General features: G+C 72.9%; 15 protein-coding genes, 1 tRNA gene and 6 pseudogenes. 6 read left to right on the top strand and 16 right to left on the bottom strand.

The window, feature by feature from the left end; translation table 11 throughout:
- Positions 1–58: 58 nt before the first annotated feature.
- Together DEJ15_RS06945 and DEJ15_RS18100 are read right to left on the bottom strand one after the other, a co-directional pair.
- Complete coding sequence (locus tag DEJ15_RS06945) at positions 59–838, bottom strand: inositol monophosphatase family protein (protein WP_349814863.1); 780 nt, start codon at positions 836–838, stop codon at positions 59–61.
- A complete protein-coding gene (locus DEJ15_RS18100; protein WP_349814862.1) occupies positions 780–1,544 on the bottom strand; it encodes a glycerophosphodiester phosphodiesterase in 765 nt (254 codons plus the stop codon). Before DEJ15_RS18100 ends, DEJ15_RS06945 begins: the two co-directional genes overlap by 59 nt.
- Here DEJ15_RS18100 and DEJ15_RS06940 point away from each other — a divergent pair.
- Entirely contained in the window at positions 1,452–1,700 is a 249-nt protein-coding gene (locus DEJ15_RS06940; protein ID WP_284175978.1) for a hypothetical protein, read from the top strand. The genes DEJ15_RS18100 and DEJ15_RS06940 overlap by 93 nt on opposite strands.
- A gap of 45 nt (positions 1,701–1,745) precedes the next feature.
- On the top strand, positions 1,746–2,174 hold the full coding sequence (locus DEJ15_RS06935; RefSeq protein ID WP_110823730.1) for a DUF3054 domain-containing protein: 429 nt from the start codon (positions 1,746–1,748) through the stop codon (positions 2,172–2,174).
- On the opposite strand, the gene DEJ15_RS06930 is transcribed toward DEJ15_RS06935, so the two are convergent.
- Both DEJ15_RS06930 and DEJ15_RS06925 read right to left on the bottom strand, forming a co-directional pair.
- Entirely contained in the window at positions 2,171–2,824 is a 654-nt protein-coding gene (locus DEJ15_RS06930; protein ID WP_110823729.1) for a spermidine/putrescine ABC transporter substrate-binding protein, read from the bottom strand. The two genes, DEJ15_RS06935 and DEJ15_RS06930, sit on opposite strands and share 4 nt — an antisense overlap.
- A 195-nt stretch (positions 2,825–3,019) precedes the next feature.
- Positions 3,020–3,949 (bottom strand): DUF3097 domain-containing protein, encoded by a 930-nt coding sequence (locus DEJ15_RS06925; protein WP_110824003.1) that lies wholly within the window; start codon positions 3,947–3,949, stop codon positions 3,020–3,022.
- Positions 3,950–4,031: 82 nt separating this feature from the next.
- Here DEJ15_RS06925 and DEJ15_RS06920 point away from each other — a divergent pair, with 82 nt between their 5' ends.
- Complete coding sequence (locus tag DEJ15_RS06920; protein ID WP_110823728.1) at positions 4,032–5,084, top strand: zinc-dependent alcohol dehydrogenase family protein; 1,053 nt, start codon at positions 4,032–4,034, stop codon at positions 5,082–5,084.
- A 97-nt stretch (positions 5,085–5,181) separates the two neighbouring features.
- Here the strand turns inward: DEJ15_RS06920 and DEJ15_RS06915 are convergent.
- The 10 genes and pseudogenes from DEJ15_RS06915 to mnmA all read right to left on the bottom strand — a co-directional run.
- Positions 5,182–5,847, bottom strand: a pseudogene (locus tag DEJ15_RS06915) (methyltransferase domain-containing protein); the annotation flags it as partial.
- Positions 5,848–5,870: 23 nt separating this feature from the next.
- Entirely contained in the window at positions 5,871–6,284 is a 414-nt protein-coding gene (locus tag DEJ15_RS18095) for a 3-oxoacyl-[acyl-carrier-protein] synthase III C-terminal domain-containing protein (RefSeq protein WP_349814861.1), read from the bottom strand.
- Positions 6,285–6,411: 127 nt separating this feature from the next.
- Positions 6,412–6,960, bottom strand: a pseudogene (locus tag DEJ15_RS18090) (type III polyketide synthase); the annotation flags it as partial.
- A gap of 136 nt (positions 6,961–7,096) precedes the next feature.
- Entirely contained in the window at positions 7,097–8,599 is a 1,503-nt protein-coding gene (gatB, locus tag DEJ15_RS06905) for an Asp-tRNA(Asn)/Glu-tRNA(Gln) amidotransferase subunit GatB (protein ID WP_110823726.1), read from the bottom strand.
- Positions 8,599–10,146: an Asp-tRNA(Asn)/Glu-tRNA(Gln) amidotransferase subunit GatA gene (gene gatA, locus DEJ15_RS06900; RefSeq protein ID WP_110823725.1), complete on the bottom strand. Its 1,548-nt coding sequence runs from the start codon at positions 10,144–10,146 to the stop codon at positions 8,599–8,601. Before gatA ends, gatB begins: the two co-directional genes overlap by 1 nt.
- 120 nt (positions 10,147–10,266) lie before the next feature.
- Positions 10,267–12,489: pseudogene (locus DEJ15_RS06895) on the bottom strand (transglycosylase domain-containing protein); the annotation flags it as partial.
- A 550-nt stretch (positions 12,490–13,039) separates the two neighbouring features.
- A complete protein-coding gene (locus tag DEJ15_RS06890) occupies positions 13,040–13,792 on the bottom strand; it encodes an alpha/beta hydrolase (protein WP_284175975.1) in 753 nt (250 codons plus the stop codon).
- A gap of 19 nt (positions 13,793–13,811) precedes the next feature.
- Positions 13,812–14,384 (bottom strand): hypothetical protein, encoded by a 573-nt coding sequence (locus DEJ15_RS06885; RefSeq protein ID WP_284175973.1) that lies wholly within the window; start codon positions 14,382–14,384, stop codon positions 13,812–13,814.
- 183 nt (positions 14,385–14,567) lie between these two features.
- Positions 14,568–16,986 (bottom strand): annotated as a pseudogene (gene ligA, locus DEJ15_RS06880) (NAD-dependent DNA ligase LigA).
- A gap of 75 nt (positions 16,987–17,061) precedes the next feature.
- Complete coding sequence (gene mnmA / locus DEJ15_RS06875) at positions 17,062–18,168, bottom strand: tRNA 2-thiouridine(34) synthase MnmA (RefSeq protein ID WP_110823720.1); 1,107 nt, start codon at positions 18,166–18,168, stop codon at positions 17,062–17,064.
- A 42-nt stretch (positions 18,169–18,210) separates the two neighbouring features.
- Here mnmA and DEJ15_RS06870 point away from each other — a divergent pair, with 42 nt between their 5' ends.
- The 3 genes and pseudogenes from DEJ15_RS06870 (at position 18,211) to DEJ15_RS06860 (ending at position 20,483) form a co-directional block, all read left to right on the top strand.
- Positions 18,211–19,479, top strand: coding sequence for an MFS transporter (locus DEJ15_RS06870; RefSeq protein WP_110823719.1), 1,269 nt, complete (start codon positions 18,211–18,213; stop codon positions 19,477–19,479).
- A gap of 102 nt (positions 19,480–19,581) precedes the next feature.
- Positions 19,582–19,661 (top strand) — tRNA-Leu (locus DEJ15_RS06865).
- 146 nt (positions 19,662–19,807) lie between these two features.
- Positions 19,808–20,483 (top strand): annotated as a pseudogene (locus DEJ15_RS06860) (DedA family protein).
- A gap of 216 nt (positions 20,484–20,699) precedes the next feature.
- Here the strand turns inward: DEJ15_RS06860 and rdgB are convergent.
- Together rdgB and rph are read right to left on the bottom strand one after the other, a co-directional pair.
- Positions 20,700–21,297: pseudogene (gene rdgB / locus DEJ15_RS06855) on the bottom strand (RdgB/HAM1 family non-canonical purine NTP pyrophosphatase).
- Complete coding sequence (rph, locus tag DEJ15_RS06850; protein WP_110823716.1) at positions 21,294–22,043, bottom strand: ribonuclease PH; 750 nt, start codon at positions 22,041–22,043, stop codon at positions 21,294–21,296. The pseudogene rdgB and the gene rph overlap by 4 nt, the downstream one beginning before the upstream one ends.
- Positions 22,044–22,122: the final 79 nt, after the last annotated feature.

The following is a 22,122-nucleotide window of genomic DNA, read 5'->3' as shown; positions in this document are numbered from 1 at the left end:
CCGTGCCCGCTGGCGCCCACGGTAGGCACCCCCCGGCCCGGACTGACTGGGTGTGTGCTCAGAAGCAGCCGCAGAGCGTCACCGCTCCGACCCCGCACCGAGCAGCGCCGCGGACCAGATCGCGGCCAGCTCGTCGGCGGCGCCGGGGTGCGCCACGAGGAACGGTGCCCCGACCGGCGGGAAGTCGGACACCGGTCCGTCCAGGGTCAGTACCACCCCGCCGGCCTCGTGCACGAGCAGGACCGCGGCACCGTGGTCGACCGGGTCGAACGCGGGCGTGCACGCGCCGATCCCCCCGCCCGGCCGCGACCTGCGCGATCGTCAGCGTGCCGGACCCGGTCACCCGCACGGAGCACGACCGCGCGGCGAGCGCCGTGACGAACGCGGTGAAGCCCGACCACGGACGGTGCCCGTCGAGCTCGGTGCCGACCACCGCACCGGCGAGGGCACGCGGGCTGTCGTCGAGACGCAGGACCCGGTCCCGCTCGGTGGCGCCCCGGCCGCGGCGGGCTTCCAGCACCTCGCCGCGCCACGGGTCGGCGACGACGCCGACGACGGGTCGTCCGGAACGGGTCAGGCACAGCGAGGTGCTCGTCCACGGCACGCCGTTCGCCAGGTTCGTGCTGCCGTCGACGGGGTCGAGGTACCACCGGTGCTTGTCCCCGGGCGCGACGCCGTACTCCTCGCCCGTGAAGCCGTGCTCCGGGAACACCGCGCGGACCCGGCCGCGGACGTGCTGCTCGATCGCGCGGTCGAGGTCGAGGACCCGGGCGGCGGCGTCACCGGCGTCCGTGCTGATCCGGTGCTCCCGGGTGAAGGCGATCACCTCGTGCGCGATGCGGTGTGCCAGGGCCTGGGCCCGTCCGGCGACCTCGGGCTCGGTCGGCTCGCGACGCGGGACCCAGCCGTCCCGCTCCGCCGCAGCGAGCACGGCGTGCACCGTGGCGACGTCCTCGGTGAGCAGCAGGTCGGCCCCGAGTCGGGTCGCCCAGCGCGTCGGCTCGGGGTCGTCCACGGTCCACACCGCCACGCAGAGGCCCAGGGCGTGTGCGGCCCGGACGGTCGCCGGGGTCAGGAACGCGACGTCGAGGTCGAGCGTCGAGGGCCGTACCGTCGTCAGGTGCGCAGCCGTCGGCGCTCCGAGCGAGTCCCACGGCAGCCACACGTCGGCCTCGGGCAGCAGCGCGCGCACGGCCGTCACGGCGTCGGTGGTCCCCCCGCCAGGCGACCGGCACGGACCCCGCCGCGGCCTGCACGGTGCGGACCGCCACGGCGGCGTCGGCCGGGTCGGCGAGCCGGACCAGCAGTGACGCCGAGCACCCGTCGAGTCGCTCGAGCACCGCGTCGAGCCGTGGGATGCGGTCGAGTCCGTTGCCGAGCCGGGCGACGTCGCACCAGGACACCTCCGACACCGGGCGGCCGTCGCCCCACATCCGCCCGAGGGTCTCGTCGTGCAGCAGCACCGCGACGTCGTCGGCGGTGCGCCGGACGTCGACCGCGATGACGTCCGCGCCGAGCGCCTCGGCGACCGCGACGGCGGGCAGCGTGTCCTCGCGGCGGACGCGCGGGGCACCGCGGGAGGCGACGACCCGCGGCGGACGCGGTCCGGGCCTCCCGGTCGCAGCGGGGGCCGGGCTCTCGAGCGTCGTCACCACTCCATGGTGGGAGGGCCGCCCCAACGGCACGTGACCGAACGGTGAACTCCTGGCTGCCCGCCGCACCCGAACGCCTGCGAGGATGGTGCCGTGGAGACTCGACCCTGGAACTGGCTCGCGGCGGTCGTCGACGTCGTGCTCATCGTGACGTTCGCCGTCATCGGCCGCGGGTCGCACGGCGAACCGTTCGCGCCGCTCGGCCTGTGGACGACCGCGTACCCGTTCCTCGCGGGGTGGGCGATCGCGTACGTGACGTCCGGGGCGTGGTCCCGGCCGCTCGTCACCTGGCCGACCGCGGTCGTGGTGTGGGTCCTGACCGTGTTCGTCGGTCTGGCCATCCGGGTCGCGACCGGGCAGGGCGTGGTGGACGGGAACCCGCTGCCGATCTCGTTCGTGGTGGTCACGACGATCGTCCTCGGGGTGTTCCTGGTCGGGTGGCGACTGCTCGCCCGACTGGTCCTGCGCGCCCGGGCCCGCCGGACCGGTGCCCGGACCGGAGCGGCGACGCCGCAGCGCTAGAAGAGTCCGCCCCGCGGGCCCTCGTCGGGTCCGTCCAGCCCGCGGAACATGTCCGAGACGAGTGCGGCGATCTGCGGTTCGACCAGACGGTCGACCGCCTCGGCGATGCGCTCCCGGTGGTCCGTGAGCGCCAGGCAGACCGCCGTCCCGGTCGACCGCGCGCACTCGTCGGACAGCTCGATCTCGTGCCGGAGCGCGGCCTTCGCCTCGTCCGACAGCGGCTCGCGCGGCTCCTGCTCGCTCGCGCCGGTGCCGGCGAGCTCACCGAGCGTGAACAGGAACGGCTCACCCGGCTGCGGCTGCGGGTCGACGTCCAGACCCTGGAACTCGGGCTCGAGTCCCTCCGCCGGCTGGTACCCGGCCCGTCGCTTCCGGGCGGCGGCGCGCTCGAGTTCCCGCTGCAGGAGCGGCAGGTTCCGCGCGGTGTACTCGTCGACCGCGTCCTCGACGATGGCCGACATCCGCCCGATCAGCGCGTGCTGGACGGGGTGCGGCACGTCCGGGCCGAAGCCAGCGGCCGCCGCGATCGGCGACCCGGTGCAGCGCCTGCAGATCCGGGTGCGTGGACGTGCTGAACCGATCTGCCACCGCGGCAGCCAGCGCAGCCAGACGTCGACGGCGTTCCGCACGCGTCCGTCGATGCCGTCCATCCCGCCAGCGTAGGCGGCGCGCCCGGGATCCGCGCGGAGGCGCCGGGCGGGTCCGGACGGGAGGCCCGGTGTGGGTCCGCCAGACCGGTGCGCTCGGGTCAGACCGGTTCGGTCACGGAGTCGCGCGCGCCCCGCTCAGGCGACACGCCAGCGGCGCGCGGCGCCAGCGCCGACCGAGCTCGCGAGGGCGGGTGATCATGGCGCTTCGGTCACGAAGTCGATCAACTCCTCGACCCGTCCGAGCAACTGCGGCTCGAGGTCGGCGAAGGTCCGCACCTGCCCGAGGATCCGCTGCCACGCCCGCGCGATGTCGGCCTGCTCCGCGTGCGGCCAGCCGAGCGCCTGGCAGATGCCGGCCTTCCACTCGATCGACCGCGGGATGGTCGGCCACTCGCGCAGTCCGACGCGCGCGGGCTTCACCGACTGCCAGACGTCCACGAACGGGTGCCCGACGACGAGCACGTGCGCGCCCCACTTCCCGCGCATCACGGCGTCGGCGAACCGCGACTCCTTCGAGCCCGGCACGAGGTGGTCCACCAGCACGCCGACCCGGCGCTCCCGGGTCGGGCGGAAGTCGTCGAGGACGTCGGCCAGGTTGTCCACGCCGGAGAGCTCCTCGACCACGACGCCCTCGACGCGGAGGTCCGCGCCCCACACCTTCTCGACGAGTTCGGCGTCGTGCTTGCCCTCGACCATGATCCTGGAGGGCAGCGCCACGCGGGCGCGCTGCTGCTCGACCGCGAACGAGCCGGACGCGGTGCGCAGGCGGCCACCCTCGGGCGCACGCCGGACCGCCGGGGCCTGGTCGGGCCTCCCGGCCGGTCCGCTCGTCCTCGCCGGCGGTGCCGCGGCGGCGGCGCGGCCGACGGGTGCCTGTGGGCGGGTCAGGGAGACGAGTTCGCCCTCGAGCAGGAACTGCCCCGTGAAGGGGAAGGCGCGGGTGCGGCCCTTCCAGTCCTCGAGCGACACGTTGCCCGCCTCGAGCCCGACCACGGCGCCGGCCCAGCCGGAGGCCGGGTCCTCGAGCACCATGTCCCGTTCGAGCGGCACCTGCCGCACCTTCCGCACGCCTCGCGAGCGCCAGTCGCCCGAGAGCACGTCACTGCCGTACCGGTCCTCGTCCACCCGCACGAGCGTACTGTCGACGGGCGGCAGGACGACGTCGACCGGCCGGTCCCCCCACCATCACGACGGAAGGCACTCCCCCGTGCGCGCAACAGTCATCCACGCTCCTCGCGACATCCGTGTCGAGGAGCGTGACGCCCCGACGATCATCGAGCCGACCGACGCCGTGGTCCGCATCACCGCCGCCTGCGTGTGCGGCTCCGACCTCTGGCCGTACCGGGGCGTCCGCGACACCACCGAGCCACGCGCCATCGGCCACGAGTTCGTCGGCGTCGTCGACCAGGTGGGCGACGGGGTCACGGACCTGCACGTCGGCGACTTCGTCATCGCCCCGTTCACCACGAACGACGGCACCTGCCAGGCCTGCGCGCACGGCATGACGAGCGGCTGCGACCACCGCTCCACGTTCGGCGTGACGCCGGACGCGTACGGTCACCCGCTCGGCGGCGCACAGGCGGAGTACGTCCGCGTGCCGGATGCGGCAGCCACCCTGGTGGTCGTGCCGGGCCCGGTGGACGACGACCTCGTCCCGTCGCTGCTGACGCTGTCCGACGTCTTCTCGACCGGGCACCACGCTGCGGTCTCCGCCGAGGTCGGCCCGGGCAGGACCGTCGTCGTGGTCGGTGACGGCGCGGTCGGCCTGTCCGGTGTCCTCGCGGCAGCGCGACTCGGCGCGGAGCGGATCATCGCCATGAGCCGGCACGCGGACCGCCAGGCCCTCGCGCGCGAGTTCGGCGCGACCGACATCGTGGAAGCCCGCGGTGACGAGGGCGTGCAGGCGGTCCGCGACCTGCTCGGCGGCGACCTGGCCGACTGCGCGCTCGAGGCCGTCGGCACCGCGGAGAGCATGGACCAGGCGCTGCGGGTCGTCCGTCCGGGCGGCAACGTCGGGTACGTCGGCGTCCCCGCGGGCGACCCGGAGCTGCCGATGCCGTTCCTGTTCGCCCGGAACATCACGGTCGGCGGCGGCATGGCCCCGGCCCGCGCCTACATCGAGGAGCTGCTCCCCGACGTGCTCGCCCGCACGATCGACCCGGGCCGCGTGTTCGACCTCGAACTGCCGCTCGACGACGCCGCCGAGGCGTACGCCGCGATGGACGAGCGCCGGGCGATCAAGGTGCTGCTGCGCCCGTAGGGCTCGGTGTCCCGCACGGGACGCACCGTGGGCGGCCCCGGGCAGCGGTGACGCATCGCCCGCGGCCGCCCACGCTGCGCCGTCGTGCGGAGGGGGGTCAGCCCCGGACCGCGAGGACCCGGTGCGGGGACGCCGACTCGGCCCGCCACCCCGGCGGCAGGGCGGCGGCCAGCTCCGGCACCGTGAAGCTGCGGCGGATCGAGCGGAGCCCGTCCTCGCGGATGAACGTCCCCGCGGTGACGAGCACCGACCCGATCGCGTACAGGCGGTAGGCGGCTGCGGACCGCCGGATGTCGGAGTGCACGCTGCGCGACCCGGCGAGCACCGCGGAGTCACGCAGGAACGTGTCGCGCTCGGCGTCGTCGAGGTGGTGCAGCACGTGGTTCGAGACGACCACGTCGAACCGCTCACCAGCGGCGACGAGCTCGGCGCTCGACTGCTGCCGGAAGGTGACCCCGGGCGCGGACAGCCGCTCGGCCGCCCGGATCGCGCGCGGGTCCGGGTCGACACCGACGACCTCGAGGTCGAAGCCGTCGCCCCGCGCCCACCGGCTCAGCGACCGGGCGAGGTCCCCGCCGCCGCAGCCGAGGTCGAGCACGCGGGCCCGTCCGGTCGCGGGCAGCGCCGGCACCACGTGCGTCTGCCACACCGCCCGCCAGCCGCTCACGGCCGCGTTCACGACGGCGAACCGCCGGTAGGTGCGGTCGAGCGTGGCCGGATCGCAGTGCGGGTCGTCCATGAGTTCGCGCAGGTCGACGGCGCGCGCGGACAGGTCGATCCGGTCCGTCACGCACCCACCACCGTCAGTGCCGCGGCCTCGACCGTCAGGCCCGGCCCGAAGGCGAGTGCGACGACCGGGGTGCCGTCGGTCGGTCCCGCGGCCAGGGCTTCCTGCAGGACGAACAGCACGGTCGCGCTCGACATGTTGCCGTGCTCGCGCAGCACCGTCCGGCTGGCCGTCAGGGCGCTGTCGGGCAGGTGCAGGGCGTCCTGGGTGCGGTCGAGGATGGCCCGACCGCCCGGGTGCACGGCCCACACCGGCACGTCGTCGGGGGTCCAGCCGCGCGGGTCGAGGAGCGGGGCGACCGCTTCCTGCGCGTGCACGCCGATGAGCTTCGGCACCGCGGTGCTGAGGACCATCTCGAAGCCCTCGTCGCCGATGTTCCACGCCATCTCGCTCGCGCCCTCGGGCAGCACCATGGTGGTGAACGCGTCGAGCCGCAGCCCGGAGCCGTCCGCGGTGACGACGGCGGCGGCGGCCCCGTCCCCCGAAGACGCTGTTCGCGACGATCTGGTCCGGGTCCTCCGAGTGACGCACGTGCAGCGTGCAGAGTTCGGCGCACACGACGAGCACCACGGCCGACGGGTCGGCTCCGACGAAGGCGTCCGCGATGCGGAGGGCCGGGAACGCCGCGAAGCACCCCATGAAGCCGACGTGCTGGCGGAAGACGTTGCGCGGCAGGCCGAGTTCCTCGACGATCGCCAGGTCCGGACCGGGCTGCGTGAAGCCGGTGCAGGACACGGTCACGACGTGCGTGACGGTCGCCGGGTCGACGGCGGCGCGTTCGAGGGCGTCGCGGGCGGCACCGACGAACAGGGGCGGCGCGAGTTCGCGGAAGCGGTCGTTGCGCATCCCGGTGCTCGGCGAGGCGAGCACGCCGTCGACGTCGCGGAAGGGCCCGGGCTCGGCCGCTGCGTCGAGCTCGGGCAGGACGCTGTGACGGTGCTCCACCTCGGAGGCGTCGAACGCCGCCGGGACGAGTCGGGTCGCCAGCCGCCCCAGGCCGGGCTGGGCGGCGAAGAGGTCACGGACCTCCGCCTGCCCGAGGGTGGTCCGCGGGACGGCGGTACCGATGGCTCGGATCGTTGCTGACACGCTCCATCCTGTCACCAGGTCGCTGACGTGTCCCCAGGATGGTCCGGACGCCGTGGCTGGCGTCTGAGCCGCCGGCGGACGGACGGGAGGCCCGTGGCGATCCCGCCACGGGCCTCCCGTCTCGCAGTGCCCCGCCCTACTGCTGCTGGGCGCGCTCCAGGACCAGCTCGCGGACGCGTGCGGCGTCCGCCTGGCCCTTCATGGCCTTCATGACCGAACCGATGATCGCGCCGGCGGCCTGGACCTTGCCGTCGCGGATCTTCTGCAGCACGTCGGGCTGGCCGGCGAGGGCTTCGTCGACCGCGGCGGTGAGGGCGCTGTCGTCCGAGACGACCTTCAGCCCGCGGGCCTCGACGACCTGCGCCGGTGAGCCCTCACCGGCGATGACGCCCTCGAGGACCTGGCGTGCGAGCCGGTCGGTCAGGTCGCCGGACTCGACGAGCGCGATGACCTCGGCGACGTGCTGCGGTGACACGAGGTCACCGGGTGCGGCGTCCTGTGCGTTGGCGACGCGGCTGATCTCGCCGGTCCACCACTTGCGGGCGGCCTGCGGAGCGGCACCGGCGTCGACCGTGGCCTGGACCTCGTCGAGCAGGCCGCCGTTGACGACGTCCTGGAACTCGAGGTCGGCGAAGCCCCACTCGCCCTTGAGCCGACGGCGGCGGGCCACCGGTGCCTCGGGCAGGCCGGCGCGGAGCTCCTCGATGAGGGCCGGGTCCGGCACGACGGGCAGCAGGTCGGGCTCCGGGAAGTACCGGTAGTCGTCCGCGTCCGACTTGGGGCGCCCGGCCGAGGTGCGGCCGGTGTCCTCGTGCCAGTGCCGGGTCTCCTGCGTGATCGTCCCACCGGCGGCGAGGATGGCGGCCTGGCGCTGGATCTCGTAGCGGATGGCGCGCTCGACCGCGCGGAACGAGTTGACGTTCTTCGTCTCGGTCCGGGTGCCGAGCTCCTCCTGTCCCCAGGGGCGCAGCGAGATGTTCGCGTCGCAACGCAGGTTCCCGCGCTCCATCCGGGCCTCGGAGACGCCGAGCGCACGCACGAGGTCGCGGATGACCTGCACGTAGGCGGCACCGAGCTCGGGCGCGCGCTCCTTCGCGCCGATGATCGGCTTCGTGACGATCTCGACGAGTGGGACGCCGGCGCGGTTGTAGTCCACCAGGGAGTACTCGGCGCCCTGGATGCGACCGGTGGCACCGCCGACGTGCGTCAGCTTGCCGGCGTCCTCCTCCATGTGGGCGCGCTCGATCGGCACCTGGAAGATGGTGCCGTCGGCGAGTTCGACCTCGACCTCGCCCTCGAACGCGATCGGCTCGTCGTACTGGGAGATCTGGTAGTTCTTCGGGTTGTCCGGGTAGAAGTAGTTCTTCCGCGCGAACCGCGAGCTCTCGGCGATCGAGCAGCCGAGCGCGAGCCCGAGCTGGATCGAGTAGCGCACGGCCTGCTCGTTGACGACCGGCAGGGACCCGGGCAGGCCGAGGTCGACCGGTGTCACGTTCGTGTTCGGCTCGCCACCGAAGAAGTTCGGCGCGTCCGAGAACATCTTGGTCTTCGTCGCGAGTTCGACGTGCACCTCGAAGCCGAGGACCGGCTCGAACCGCTCGATCGCCTCGTCGAAGTCCATGAGTGCGTCCTTGGCCATCAGATGACACCTTCCTCTGCGGCGGACTGCTGTACGGCGTCCAGGTCCGGGATCCGGGAGATGAGCGGGGCGCCCCACTGCTGCTCGAGGAGCCGCTCGAGGGCCGCGCCGACGCGGTAGAGCCGGGCGTCCTCGCGCTGCGGCGCCATGAGCTGCACGCCGGTCGGCAGGGAGTCCTCCGGCGCGAGGCCGTTCGGGATGCTCATCCCAGGCACACCCGCCAGGTTCGCCGGGATCGTGGTGAGGTCGTTGAGGTACATCGCGAGCGGGTCGTCGATGCGCTCACCGATCTTGAACGCGGTGGTCGGCGCCGACGGGCTGATGAGCAGGTCGACCTGGTCGAACGCGGCGGCGAAGTCCCGCTGCACCAGCGTGCGGACCTTCTGCGCGCTGCCGTAGTAGGCGTCGTAGTAGCCGGCGCTCAGCGCGTAGGTGCCGAGGATGATGCGGCGCTTGACCTCCGGACCGAAGCCGGCCTCACGCGTGGCGGCCATGACGTCCTCGACCGTGGCCCCGCCCTCGGGCGTGACGCGCAGACCGAAGCGCACGGAGTCGAACTTGGCGAGGTTCGAGGACGCCTCGGCCGGGAGGATCAGGTAGTAGGCGCTGATCGCGTAGGCGAACGACGGCGCATCGATCTCGACGACGACCGCACCGGCCGACTCGAGCAGCGCGACGGTCTCCTGGAAGCGCTGCGTCACGCCCGCCTGGAAGCCCTCGCCACCGGCGAGCTCCTTGACGACGCCGATGCGGACGCCCTGGAGCGAGTCAGCCTGCAGGCCCTCCCGCGCGGCGGCGGCGAACGACGGCCACTCCTGGCGGAGCGAGGTCGAGTCCTTCGGGTCGTGCCCGCCGATGACGTCGTGCAGGAGCGCGGCGTCGAGGACGGTGCGGGACACCGGGCCGATCTGGTCGAGGCTCGACGCGAGCGCGATCGCGCCGTAGCGGCTGACGCCACCGTAGGTCGGCTTGACGCCGACGGTGCCGGTGACGGCGCCCGGCTGGCGGATCGACCCACCGGTGTCGGACCCGAGGGCGATCGGCGCCTCGTACGCGGCGACCGCAGCGGCCGAGCCGCCGCCGGACCCGCCGGGGATCCGGTCGAGGTCCCACGGGTTCCGCGTCGGGCCGTAGGCCGAGAACTCGGTCGACGAGCCCATGGCGAACTCGTCCATGTTCGTCTTGCCGAGCGGCACCAAGCCGGCACGGCGGAGCTTCGCGACGGGGGTGGCGTCGTACGGCGGGACCCAGCCCTCGAGGATCTTCGACCCGGAGGTGGTGGGCATGTCCTGCGTGCACAGGACGTCCTTCACGGCGATCGGCACGCCGGCGAGCGGGCCGAGGTCGTCCCCGGCGGCGCGGCGCGAGTCGATCGACTTGGCCGCGGCGAGCGCGTTCTGGTTGACGTGCAGGAACGCGTGCACGTCCCCGTCGACGGCGGCGATGCGGTCGAGGTGCGCCTGGGTCGCCTCGACGCTCGAGACGTCGCGGGCCACGAGGGCGTCGGCGAGCGCAGCGGCGCTCAGTGTGGTGATGTCGTCGGTCACTGTTCCGCCTACTGTTCTTCGCCGAGGATCGCGGTCACGCGGAAGCGCTCGCCGTCCGAGTCGGGGGGCACCCGAGAGGGCCTGCTCCTGGGTGAGCGTCTGGCCGACCTCGTCGGGGCGGGAGACGTTCTCGAGCGGGACCGGGTGGCTCGTCGCGGGGACGTCCGGGGTCGCGACCTCGGTGACCTTCGCGACGCTGTCGACGATGAGTGACAGCTCCTCGGTCATCTTCTCGATCTCGTCGGGCGTGAGTGCGATACGTGCGAGGTTCGCCAGGTGGGCGACCTGCTCGCTCGTGATGTCAGGCATGGTGCTCCGTCGATCGGTTCGTGGAATGCCGCCCAGTCTATTGGGCGGGCCGGACGGAGGTCGGACGCCCCTCCTCGGCTCGGGACCCGGACCCGGACCCGCAGCCGAGCCGGGCGTCCGAGCAGGACGCCTGGTGCTCAGCGCTCCGGAGCGGCCTGCCCGGGGGCTGACCCCGTGCCCACACCACCGGGCCCGGCTGCCGCCGCTCCACCCTGGCCCGCAGCCGGGGCCGGGGCCGCTGGCGCAGCCGGAGCCGGAGCTGACGCCGCGGACCCGATGAGCGCCGGGTCGGGCGCAGGCAACGGCCCCCCCGCCGACGACGCCGTCCAGGTAGGCCATCATCTGCTTGCCGACCCCGAACTTCGCGCTGTACCCGGTCGTCCCCTGCAGGAACGGCCAGTCCGCCAACCGGACGTGGCCCTGCACGTTGCCGATCCACGTGGCGTTCGTGTACTTCGTCGACGAGGCGATGAGCCAGTTCTGCTCGTCACCGTCCGTCGTGCCCGTCTTCGCGAACTTCGGCACCGCGTCGCCGGGGTTCGCACTCGCGGCCGTCCCCTTCCCCGACAGCACGCCCTGGAGCGCGTAGTCGACGGTGCCGGCGACCTCGGCGCTGACGCCGCGCGAGCACGTGGGCGGGGTCGGTCGGATCGTGCCGCCGCTGGCGGTCGTGACGGAGTCGATCGTGGTCGGCGTGCAGACGATGCCGCCGTTCGCGAAGCCGGCGTACGCCTCGGCGAGGTCGATCGGCGACAGTGGGTTCGTTCCCAGGACCGACGCCGGGTTCGAGTCGGGTGCACTGCCGTCGGCCTGGTGGATGCCCATCGCCTCGGCGGTCTTCTGGATGCCGCACAGGTCGAGCTGCTTCGCCATCGCGCCGAACGCGGTGTTGATCGACTCCACGGTGGCCGCGAGCACACTCATCGTCGGTTCCACCTGCTCGGCGTTGGCGACCTGCCACGGCGCACCGCCGACACCGACGCACGAGTTCGTGAACTCCGACTGCGGGAACGTGTGCTCGGTCGTCGACACCGACTGCGACAGCGTGTGTCCGTTCGCCAACCAGTCCGCCAGTGTGAAGACCTTGTAGGTGGAACCGGTCGGGAAGCCGCCCGAGCTGCCGACGGCCTGGTCCGCGTTGTAGTTCACCGCCGTGGCACCGGCGGTCGGGGCGTCCGACTGCGTGTAGTCCGTGTTCTGCACCATCGACAGCACGCGTCCCGTCCCGGGTTCGACGGTGACGTTCGCCCCACCGGCGTCGACGCCCGCCATGGTGGTCGGCACGTACGACGACAGCGCCGCCTGCGCGGTGTGCTGCAGGTCGAGGTCGAGCGAGGTGTGGATCGACAGCCCCTTCGTGTCGAGGGTCGCGATCCGGTCCGAGGCCGTCTTCCCGAACGCCGGGTCCGCGAGCAGCTGTGACCGCACGGCGTCGCAGAAGTACCCCGCATCGTACTTCGTCGCGGCGCTCGAGCACCCGTTCGCGGTGTCGGTGATCCGCGGTGTGATCGGCGTCGCGACCGCCTTCCGCAGGGCAGCCGCCGAGATCGTGCCGTGGGCGTGCATGCGGCGCAGGACGTAGTCGCGCCGGACCTTCGTCAGCCGGTACCCGTTCGCCGCACCGTTCGCGGTGCTGTCCGGCTCGTCGATGCGCAGGTACGACGGGTTGTTGAGGATCGCCACCAGGGTCGCGGACTGCACGAGGGAGAGGTCCGCCGCGTGCACGCCGAAGTAGTACTCCGCACCGGCCTCCGCACCGTAGACACGCCCGCCGAGGCCGACGATGTTGAGGTACCCGGTCAGGACCTGGTCCTTCGTGTACTTCTGGTCGACCGCGATCGCGTACCGGATCTCCTGGAGCTTCCGGGCCTTGGTCTGGCCGGCGACCTCGTCGTAACAGGCGTCCACCTTCGTCTTGGTGGACGCGGGGTCCTTGCCGGTGAGCTGCTCGCACTGCTGCACGAGCACGTTCTTCACGTACTGCTGGGTGATGCTCGACCCGCCTTGGACACCCGCGTGCAGGGCGTCGGCGATGGCGGCGCGGATGGTGCCGACGACGTCGATGCCGCCCTCGTCGCGGAACCGGGGGGTCCTCGGTGTCGATCGCGGCCTGTTTGAGGCTGTCGGCGATCTGCGACGACGTCACGTCCGTGCGGTTCTCCGCGTAGAACGAGGCGATCGGCACGTCCTTGCCGCCCTGCTTCGCGTAGACGGTCGAGAGCTGCTGCGGTGTCTGGATGTCGAGGTAGCTCGGCAGGTCCTCGAAGAACTCCGCGGCACCCGAGGCTCCCTCGCCCGCCACCGCCACCGTCGGCGTCACCGCGACGGCGACGAGCAGCCCGGCGAGCACGGACATGACGACGAACATCAGGAAGGCCCCCGGCCAGCGCGCGATCCGCATGTCGAGGACGGTAGGGAGCGGTGCTGGGTCCGGTCTGCTGCGCGCCGGCCCGGGACTGCGCGGCCGCACAGGAAGGCGCACGACCGGCTCGCACCCGCCCCGACGGTGCGGCCGGGAGGCACGGATCGCCTCCCAGCGCACCCTAGGATCACGATCCGGTCACGTCCGCCGACCCCGTGGTCGTCAGTCGCGCGGCTGGAGGTCCTGCGGCCGGACGAGGTACATGTCCGGCGTCGCCTGGACGATGCCGCCGTGCCGGCCGTCGCCCTCGTGGTGCTCACCACGAACCAGGTCACCCCGTCCGACCGCGATGAGCGCCACGTCGTGCAGCGACGCGGTGCCCGGCTTGAGGTAGTCGTTGTGCCCGAACGGCTGTCGGAACACGTCGCCGCCTCCGTCCGGGTCGTCCGCGACGAGGAGGTCGAGCCGTGCCGCCCCGAACGCGGCGAGGCCCGGGTCGGTCCCGAAGAAGCCGGTCCCGGCGATCGGGTCCCAGTGCGCTCCGCCGACGTACACCTGCCCCGGGGTCACCGCGAGTTGGTCGGCCGTGGTGACCGCGCTGCCGGGCGACCCCAGCATGGTGAGGCTGTCGACCGTGACCCGCCCCGAGGAGAGTGCGATCATCGCCGTGGTGGACCCGTACGAGTGCGCCACGACGCCGAGCCGCGGCTCGTGGCCGGTGCGGACGGAGCGGATGCCGTCGAGCGTCCGGACGAGTCGGTCCGCCCCGAGGTGCGCGAGGTCGAGCGACATGAAGTCGGAGATGCCCGGCGTGCGGTAGCCCATCCAGGCCAGGACCGCCACCCCGGGTCCGTCCGCGGGTGCAGCGACGGGGGCGACGGTCGCCTGCTCCCGGTACACGTCACCGGCGGTCGCGGTGAAGTCCGCCATCTGCCCGTTCACGGTGAAGAAGATGCCCGGGACGACGACCGACACGTGCCCGGCCGTCCCGATGTCACCGACCGAGATCGCGCACCGACCACTCCCCCCGCGTGTCCAGCGTGACGAGGTACTTGCGCGGGTCGCCGGGCTCCTGCTCGAGCGATTCCTGCACCTGTCCGAGCATCGCGGCCAGCGCCGTCGGGGCCTGCGAGTCGGCGAGTTCCGACGTCAGCACCGCTCGGTTCGCCGCGTCCCGCACGTCGAAGGGGACCCCGTCGAGGTTGCCGACGACCGCCGGGGCGTCGTCGGTGAGGACGGTCCGCGTCGCGGGTGAGAGCGCCGACCACCACGCCGTCACCGTGCTGCTGGTGGGCGGGTCGTCCATCGCGGTGGTCAGGACCCGGCCGTCGGCGTCGGCCGCGCGCAGGACGGTCGGCGGTGCCGCCGCGAGCGCCTCGAGCCAGCGCTGCCCGGTGGCGTCGGCGAGAGCGTCGACGGCTCCGTCCCGTCCCTGCTCGGGAGGTGCGTGTCGCATGGGCGCGGACGAGGTCGCCTGGACGACGGCGACGGCGCGCACGGCCGGGGCCTCGACCACTCCCTGCGAGTGCATCGAGGCGGTCAGCAGCGCCGCGGCGAAGAGCAGCAAACGGGTCTCCCCCCTGGAAGGCCAGCCTGTCGTTCCCCTGCAGACGACAGGTGATGCGCTGTCGAGTGTATGGAGAACGGCCCTTCGGGGGGTCATGCGGGATGCAACTTGCCCCCCCGTACTGGGGACACACCCTGGCGCGTCGCAGCAGCCGGATCCCGCTCCGGTGTGCATGCGTCCGCATCAGGTCGCGGGCTTCTCCGCGTCGTCCGTCGGCGCGACGGCCGCCGCCGTGTCGTCGAGCACCGCGTCGTCCGGCACCGCGTCGTCCGGCACCGCGTCGTCCGGGGCCGCATCGGCGAGCGCTGCCGGCCCCTCGGTGACGAGGACCGCGAACTGCGCCGCGTCGATGACCCGCACACCGAGCTGCTCGGCCTTGGTCAGCTTCGATCCCGCACCCGGCCCGGCAGCGACGAAGTCGGTCTTCTTGCTGACGCTCGACGCGGCCTTCCCGCCCGCGGCCATGATCGCCTCGATCGCGCCCTCCCGCGTGAAGCCCTCCAGCGATCCCGTGGCGACGATGGTCACGCCGCTGAGCACACCGCCCTCGGCGACGGCTGCGCCCGGGCCCGGGTGGCCGGGGGTGGTGAGCTGCACGCCGGCCGCGGTCCACCGGTCGATGATCTCGCGGTGCCAGTCGACCTCGAACCAGTCGAGGAGGGCGTCCGCGATGATGCCGCCGACGCCGTCGACCGCCGCCAGGTCCTCCCGCGAGGAGGACCGGATCGCGTCGAGCGACCCGAAGTGGTTCGCCAGCGCGCGGGCCGCCACGGGTCCCACGTGCCGGATGTTCAGGCCGACCAGGATCCGCCACAGCGGCCTCGTCTTCGCGGCGTCGATGTTCGCGAGCATCTCGAACGCGTTCTTCGAGGGGTAGCGGCCCGGCTCCCCCCGTGTAGTCGGCGCCGCGGGCCTCGGGGTCGAACGGCGGGTCGGTCTTCTTGCGTGCCCGGCTGAACGGGGTGACGCGCTTCGGGGCGCCGCCGTCCTCGGTCTTCTCCATGCCGGTCTCGGCGTCCCGCACGATGACCTCGATGGGGACGATGTCCTCCATCGTCAGGTCGAAGAGCCCGGCCTCCGTCACCAGGGGGCGGCGTCTCCGGGTACACCGGTTGGGTCAGGGCGGCGGCGGCGACCTCACCGAGGCCCTCGATGTCGAGCGACCCGCGCGATGCGATGTGCTCCACCCGCCCGCGCACCTGCGCCGGGCAGCTCTCCGCATTCGGGCAGCGGAGGTCGATGTCCCCCCTCCTTCGCCGGACGGAGCGGGGTACCGCACTCGGGGCAGTCCGTCGGCATCACGAACTCGCGCTCGGTGCCGTCGCGGAGCTCCACCACGGGGCCGAGGACCTCGGGGATGACGTCGCCGGCCTTGCGGAGCACGACGGTGTCGCCGATCAGCACGCCCTTCGCCTTGACGACCTGCTGGTTGTGCAGCGTCGCCTGTCGCACGACCGAGCCGGCGACCTCGGCCGGGGCCATCGACGCGAACGGTGTCGCGCGCCCGGTCCGTCCGACGCTCACGACGATGTCGAGCAGCTTCGTGTGGACCTCCTCCGGCGGGTACTTGTACGCGATCGCCCAGCGCGGCGCGCGGGAGGTCGAGCCGAGCTCCTCGTGCAGGGCCAGGTCGTCGACCTTGATGACGATGCCGTCGATCTGGTGCTCGACCGCCGACCGGCGCTCCCCGTAGTCCGTGACGAACCCCAGGACGTCCTCGATCGAGTCGAACACGCGGTGGTGCGTGCCGGTCGGCAGTCCCCATTCGTGCAGGAGCTCGTACACCTCGGACTGGGCGCGGACGTCGGTGTCCCGCTCGAGGTCCCGCACCGGCCAGGCACCGATGCCGTGCACGAGCATCCGGAGTCGGCGGAGGCGGTCGACCATGAGCTCGCGCTTCGCCGGGGACTTGCCCTCTTCCTTCTGGCGCAGGGAGCCCGCTGCTGCGTTGCGGGGGGTTGGCGAACACGCGTTCGCCGGCGTCGCGCTGCCGGGCGTTCAGCTCGTCGAACTGCGCGACCGGGAAGAAGATCTCGCCGCGGACCTCCACGAGGGGCGGGTGTCCGGTGCCGGCGAGCCGGTCGGGGATGGTGCCCATCGTCCGGACGTTGCCGGTGACGTCCTCACCGACGACGCCGTCGCCACGGGTCGCCGCCGAGACGAGCCGGCCGTGCTCGTACCGCAGGTTGATGGCGAGGCCGTCGATCTTCAGCTCCGTGAGGAACCGCACGCGCTCGGTCCCGGCGTCCCGCTGGACCTTGAGCGCCCAGTCGGTCAGTTCCTCCGGGCTGAACACGTTGTCGAGACTGAGCATGCGTTCGGCGTGCTCCACCGGCGCGAACTGCGTCGTCTGGGCCTGCCCGCCGACGGTCTGCGTCGGGCTGTCCTCGGTGAGCAGCTCGGGGAAGCGCTGCTCGATCGCGTCGAGCCGGCGCATCATCGCGTCGTACTCGGCGTCGGCGACGGGGGAACCGTTGCCCTCGTAGTAGGCGTGACGCAGCTCGGTGACACGGGCGCGGAGCCGGTCGACCTCCCGAGCGGCCTGCGCGGCGTCGAGCCCCGCGGGGTCGATGGTCTCGAAGGTCGCGTCGGTCTCGCTCATGCAGTCAGTTCTACCGTGCTCCACCGACGCCGCGCGCAGCAGCGGTGCGCCCGTCCGGGGGCGTGGACCGCCGGATCAGGCGGGGACGGGAGCGGCCGACACCGTGGTGTCGATCGTGCACTGCCCGAGCACCCGGGTGCCGACGTACACGACCGCGGTCTGCCCCGGTGCGACGCCGGACAGGGGCTCGTCGGGCTCGATCACGAGGGCGCCGTCCTCGACCCGTGCGGTCGCGGGCTCGGGGTCGGCGTGGGCGCGGATCTGCACGTCGCACCGGAACGGCGTCGACGGGTCGGACGGGGCCGATCCCGCCCAGGTGTACCGGGTGCCGGAGAGCGATGCGACGTCGAGGGCCTCCTTCGGGCCGACCACGACGGTGTTGTCCTTCGGTCGGATCTCGAGCACGAAGCGGGGCTTGCCGTCGGCTGCGGGACGGCCGAGTGCGAGGCCGCGACGTTGTCCGACGGTGTACCCGGTGGCGCCCTCGTGGGAGCCGACCACTGTTCCGTCGCGCTCCACGACCTCGCCGGGCGCGGTGCCGACACGGTCCGCCAGCCAGCCGCGGGTGTCGCCGTCCGGGATGAAGCAGATGTCGTAGGAGTCCGGCTTCTGCGCGACCGTCAGCCCGCGCGCCGCCGCCTCGGCCCGGACCTCGTCCTTGGACGGGGTGGCGCCCAGCGGGAACATCGCGTGCCGGAGCTGCTCGGCGGTCAGCACGCCGAGGACGTACGACTGGTCCTTCGCCCACGCCGCCGAGCGGTGCAGCTCGCGCGAGCCGTCGGCGCCGGTGACGATCGAGGCGTAGTGCCCGGTGCAGACCGCGTCGAAGCCGAGGGCGAGGGCCTTCTCGAGCAGCGCGGCGAACTTGATGCGCTCGTTGCACCGCATGCACGGGTTCGGGGTGCGCCCCGCCTGGTACTCGGCCACGAAGTCGTCGACGACGTCCTCCTTGAAGCGCGCCGAGAAGTCCCACACGTAGTACGGGATGCCGAGTGCGGCGGCGGCCCGCTGGGCGTCCATCGAGTCCTCGATGGTGCAGCAGCCGCGACTGCCGGTCCGGAGGGTGCCCGGCATCCGGCTCAGGGCGAGGTGCACGCCGACGACGTCGTGGCCGGCGTCGACCGCCCGGGCAGCGGCCACCGCCGAGTCGACCCCACCGCTCATCGCCGCCAGAACACGCATGCGTCCAGGGTAACTCCGACACCGGCGTACCGTTGCTCGACGATGACGAGCACCCCGAACGACGGCTTCGACCTCCGTGGCGTCCTGCTGTCCGGCTTCCTGCCCGCGGCGCTCTTCGCGATCGGCGAGGGCGCGATCATCCCGATCATCCCGATCGCCGCGGACTCCCTCGGGGCGAGCCTCGCGATCGCCGGCTTCGTCGCGTCCCTCATCCTCGTCGGCGAGCTCATCGGCGACGTGCCCTCCGGGGTCGTCGTCGCGCGGATCGGCGAACGGAACGCGATGATCGGCGCCGCGGTCGTGTCGGTCGTCGGCCTGCTCGTCTGCACGGCAGCGCCGAACCCGGTCGTGCTCGCGGTCGGGGTCTTCCTGGTCGGCCTGTCGACGGCGGTGTTCGCGCTCGCCCGGCACGCCTACATGACCACCGCGATCCCGCTCCGGATCCGGGCCCGCGCGCTGTCGAGCCTGGGCGGGGTGTTCCGCTTCGGCTACTTCGTCGGCCCGTTCCTCGCCGCGGGCGTCGTGCACCTCACGGGGACGACGCAGAGCGCGTTCTGGGTGCACGTCGTGTGCTGTCTCGGCGCGGCCGTCGTGCTCCTCGTCATCCGCGACCCGGCGACGGGCGCGCGCGGCCTGCAGTGGCCGCGCCGCGCCTCCCGGCCAGCGCCCGCGGAGCACGAGGGCGAGCAGTTCGTGCAGGCGGAGTCCGAGGGGCTGTTCCGCACCCTCCGTCAGCACCACAGGGTCCTCGTCCGGCTCGGCAGCGGTGCCGCGCTCATCGGCGCGATGCGGGCGGGCCGCCAGGTGATCCTGCCGCTCTGGGCGGTCAACGTCGGACTCGACGACTCGGCGGCCGCGCTCGTGATCGGCATCGCCGGGGCGGTCGACTTCGCGCTGTTCTACACGAGCGGCCAGATCATGGACCGGTGGGGCCGGCTGGCGAGCGCCCTGCCCTGCATGCTCGGCCTGAGCGTCTGTTACTTCCTGCTCGCCGGGAGCGACCACCTCGACGCCCGGGTCGGTTGGTTCGTCGCGGTGGCGATGGCGATGTCGCTCGCGAACGGCGTCGGCTCCGGCATCCTCATGACGCTCGGTGCCGACCTCGCGCCCGCCGACCGTCCGGCACCGTTCCTCGGGGCGTGGCGGTTCACCGGGGACGTCGGCTCCGCGGCAGCCCCGCTCGTCATCTCGGGTGTCACCGCGGTCGCGACGATCGCGGTCGCGAGCGGGGTGATGGGCGTGCTCGGGCTCGTCGGTGCCGGCGTCCTGCTCCGCTACGTGCCGCGCTACCTGCCCCGCACGCTGCGCTGAGCGGCGCCGCCCCGGCGGTGTCCCGCCGCGGGTGGCCGGCCGGCCGGCGGGTGACCCACTGCGGCTCCGCCACGGGCCCTCCTGCGTACACTGGTGCGGCCAGCGGGAGTGGTGGAATCGGTAGACACGCAGGATTTAGGTTCCTGTGCTTCGGCGTGAGGGTTCGAGTCCCTCCTTCCGCACCGGGTGACGAGGGACCGACGGTCCCGGTCCGGAAGCCGGCGTTCGTCGATCGACGTCAGCCTGACGACGGATGGCCAGGACATGCCCGCACGGTACCCTCGGTCCGGCGGGTGCCATCCGCCCTCGTCCGCCGACCGGAAGAACCATGGACTCCGTCGCACTCGCCCTGATCCCCTGGCTGGATCCGCAGTACATCCTCGACCACTTCGGGGCGTTCGCCGTGCTCGTCGTCTGCGCCATCATCTTCGCCGAGACGGGCCTGCTGGTCGGGTTCATCTTCCCCGGGGACAGCCTGCTCGTCATCACGGGCCTGTTCGCCTTCGACCGCCACGGGCAGATCGGCGGCATCCCGATCTGGGTCGTCGCGCTCATGATCGGCGCCGCCGCGTTCATCGGCGGCGAGCTCGGGTACTACATCGGCAAGAAGGCCGGACCGCCCATCTTCGAGCGCAAGGACAGCGGTCTGTTCTCGAAGGCGAACGTCGACCGGACGAACGCGTTCTTCCACCGGTACGGGGCCCTCGCGGTGATCCTCGCCCGCTTCGTCCCCGTCGTCCGGACCTTCGCGCCGATCGCCGCGGGCGTCGGCCGGATGAACTACCGGAAGTACTCGCTGTACAACGCCGTCGGGGCGGTCATCTGGGGGGGTCGGCGTGACGTTCCTCGGGTACTTCCTCGGGTACATCCCCGCGGTGGCGTACATCGTGCGCAACTACATCGACGTGATCCTGCTCGCCGCCGTCGTCGTCACGGTGGTCCCCGCCGTCATCACGTACGTCCGCAACTCCCGCAAGGCGAAGCAGGCCGACCCGCTGCCGTAGCCGCCGTGGTGGCCGACGGACGCCGGCCCGATGGACGGACGCCGGCCCGACCGAGGCCGGCGCGAGCTGGACCAGCACAACACGAACCGGCTCGAACCACGGAGATCCGCGGTTCGAGCCGGTTCGTGTTGTGCCCGTCCGATCGGCACCGGGCACCGGGAACCGGGAACCGGGCACCGGGCACCGGGCACCGGGCACCGCGCCGACCGCCAGCGGCTACCGCTCTCCGCCCTCGAACCACTCGCGGACGATGGGCGCGATGCCCCGGAACGCCTTCGACCGGTGGCTCAGCGCGTTCTTCTCGGCGCGGGTCAACTCCGCTGCCGACCCCTCCGCGTCGTCCGGCCGGAACACCGGGTCGTAGCCGTGGCCGCCGTCGCCGACGGGCTCGGTGCCGACCTCGCCGTTCCACACCGCCTCGAACACGTGCTCGGTACCGGAGGGCGTCACGAACGCAGCGGCGCAGACGAAGGCCGCGGTCCGCTCGACCACGCCCTCCAGGTTCTGCAGGAGCAGTGCGATGTTGTCCGCGTCCACCCGGGTGCCGGCGTACCGGGCGGAGTGGATGCCCGGCGCACCCCCCGAGCGCGTCGACCGCGATGCCCGAGTCGTCCGCGAGCGCGGGCAGCCCCGTGTGGGCGACCGCCGCCCGGGCCTTGATGAGCGCGTTCGCCGCGTAGGTGTCCCCGTCCTCGACCGGCTCGGGGCCGTCGTACGCGACGAGCTCGACCCCGCCGAGGGCCTCGCCGAGGATCTCCCGCAGCTCGACGACCTTGCCCTGGTTGTGCGTCGCGAGGACGACCGTGCCGGTCACGAGGACAGCCCCAGCACCTCGCGCTGGACGGCCGCGAGCGAGGCGTTGCCCGCGAGTCCGAGGTCGAGCAGCGCGTCGAGCTCCTCGCGGTCGAACGGCGCGTGCTCCGCCGTGCCCTGCACCTCGATGAACTTCCCCGACCCGGTCGTGACGATGTTCATGTCGGTGTCGGCGCGCGAGTCCTCCTCGTACGCCAGGTCGAGCATCGGCACCCCGCCGACGATCCCGACCGAGATCGCCTGCACGCTGTCCGTCAGCGGCGTCGCCTTCTTGCCGATGAAGCCCTTCGACCGGCCCCACTCGATCGCGTCGGCCATCGCGACGTACGCGCCGGTGATCGACGCCGTGCGGGTGCCGCCGTCGGCCTGCAGCACGTCGCAGTCGAGGACGAGCGTGTTCTCGCCCAGGCCCTTCATGTCGACGACCGCGCGGAGCGACCGGCCGATCAGTCGCGAGATCTCGTGCGTGCGGCCGCCGACCTTGCCCTTGATCGACTCGCGCTGCATGCGTTCGTTCGTCGACCGCGGGAGCATCGAGTACTCGGCGGTGACCCAGCCGGTGCCCTTGCCGGCCATCCAGCGCGGGACACCGTTCGTGAACGAGGCGGTGCAGAGCACCTTCGTGTTCCCGAACGAGATGAGCGCGCTGCCCTCGGCCTGGCTGCTCCAGCCGCGTTCGATCGTCACGGGGCGGTGGTCGGTGGTCGTCCGACCGTCGATGCGGACGGGTCCGTCGGTGGCGTTCATGGTGTTCCTCTCGGTCCGGCCTGGAGGCTCGGTGCGGGTGGTCCGGTCGGTCGCGCGCCCGCCGGGTGGCGGGCCGGGC

It is taken from the genome of Curtobacterium sp. MCJR17_043, from assembly GCF_003224315.2.
Taxonomy (GTDB): domain Bacteria; phylum Actinomycetota; class Actinomycetes; order Actinomycetales; family Microbacteriaceae; genus Curtobacterium.
The sequence above is the reverse complement of the archived record's forward strand: the minus strand, read 5'-3'. Positions and strand labels throughout refer to the sequence as shown.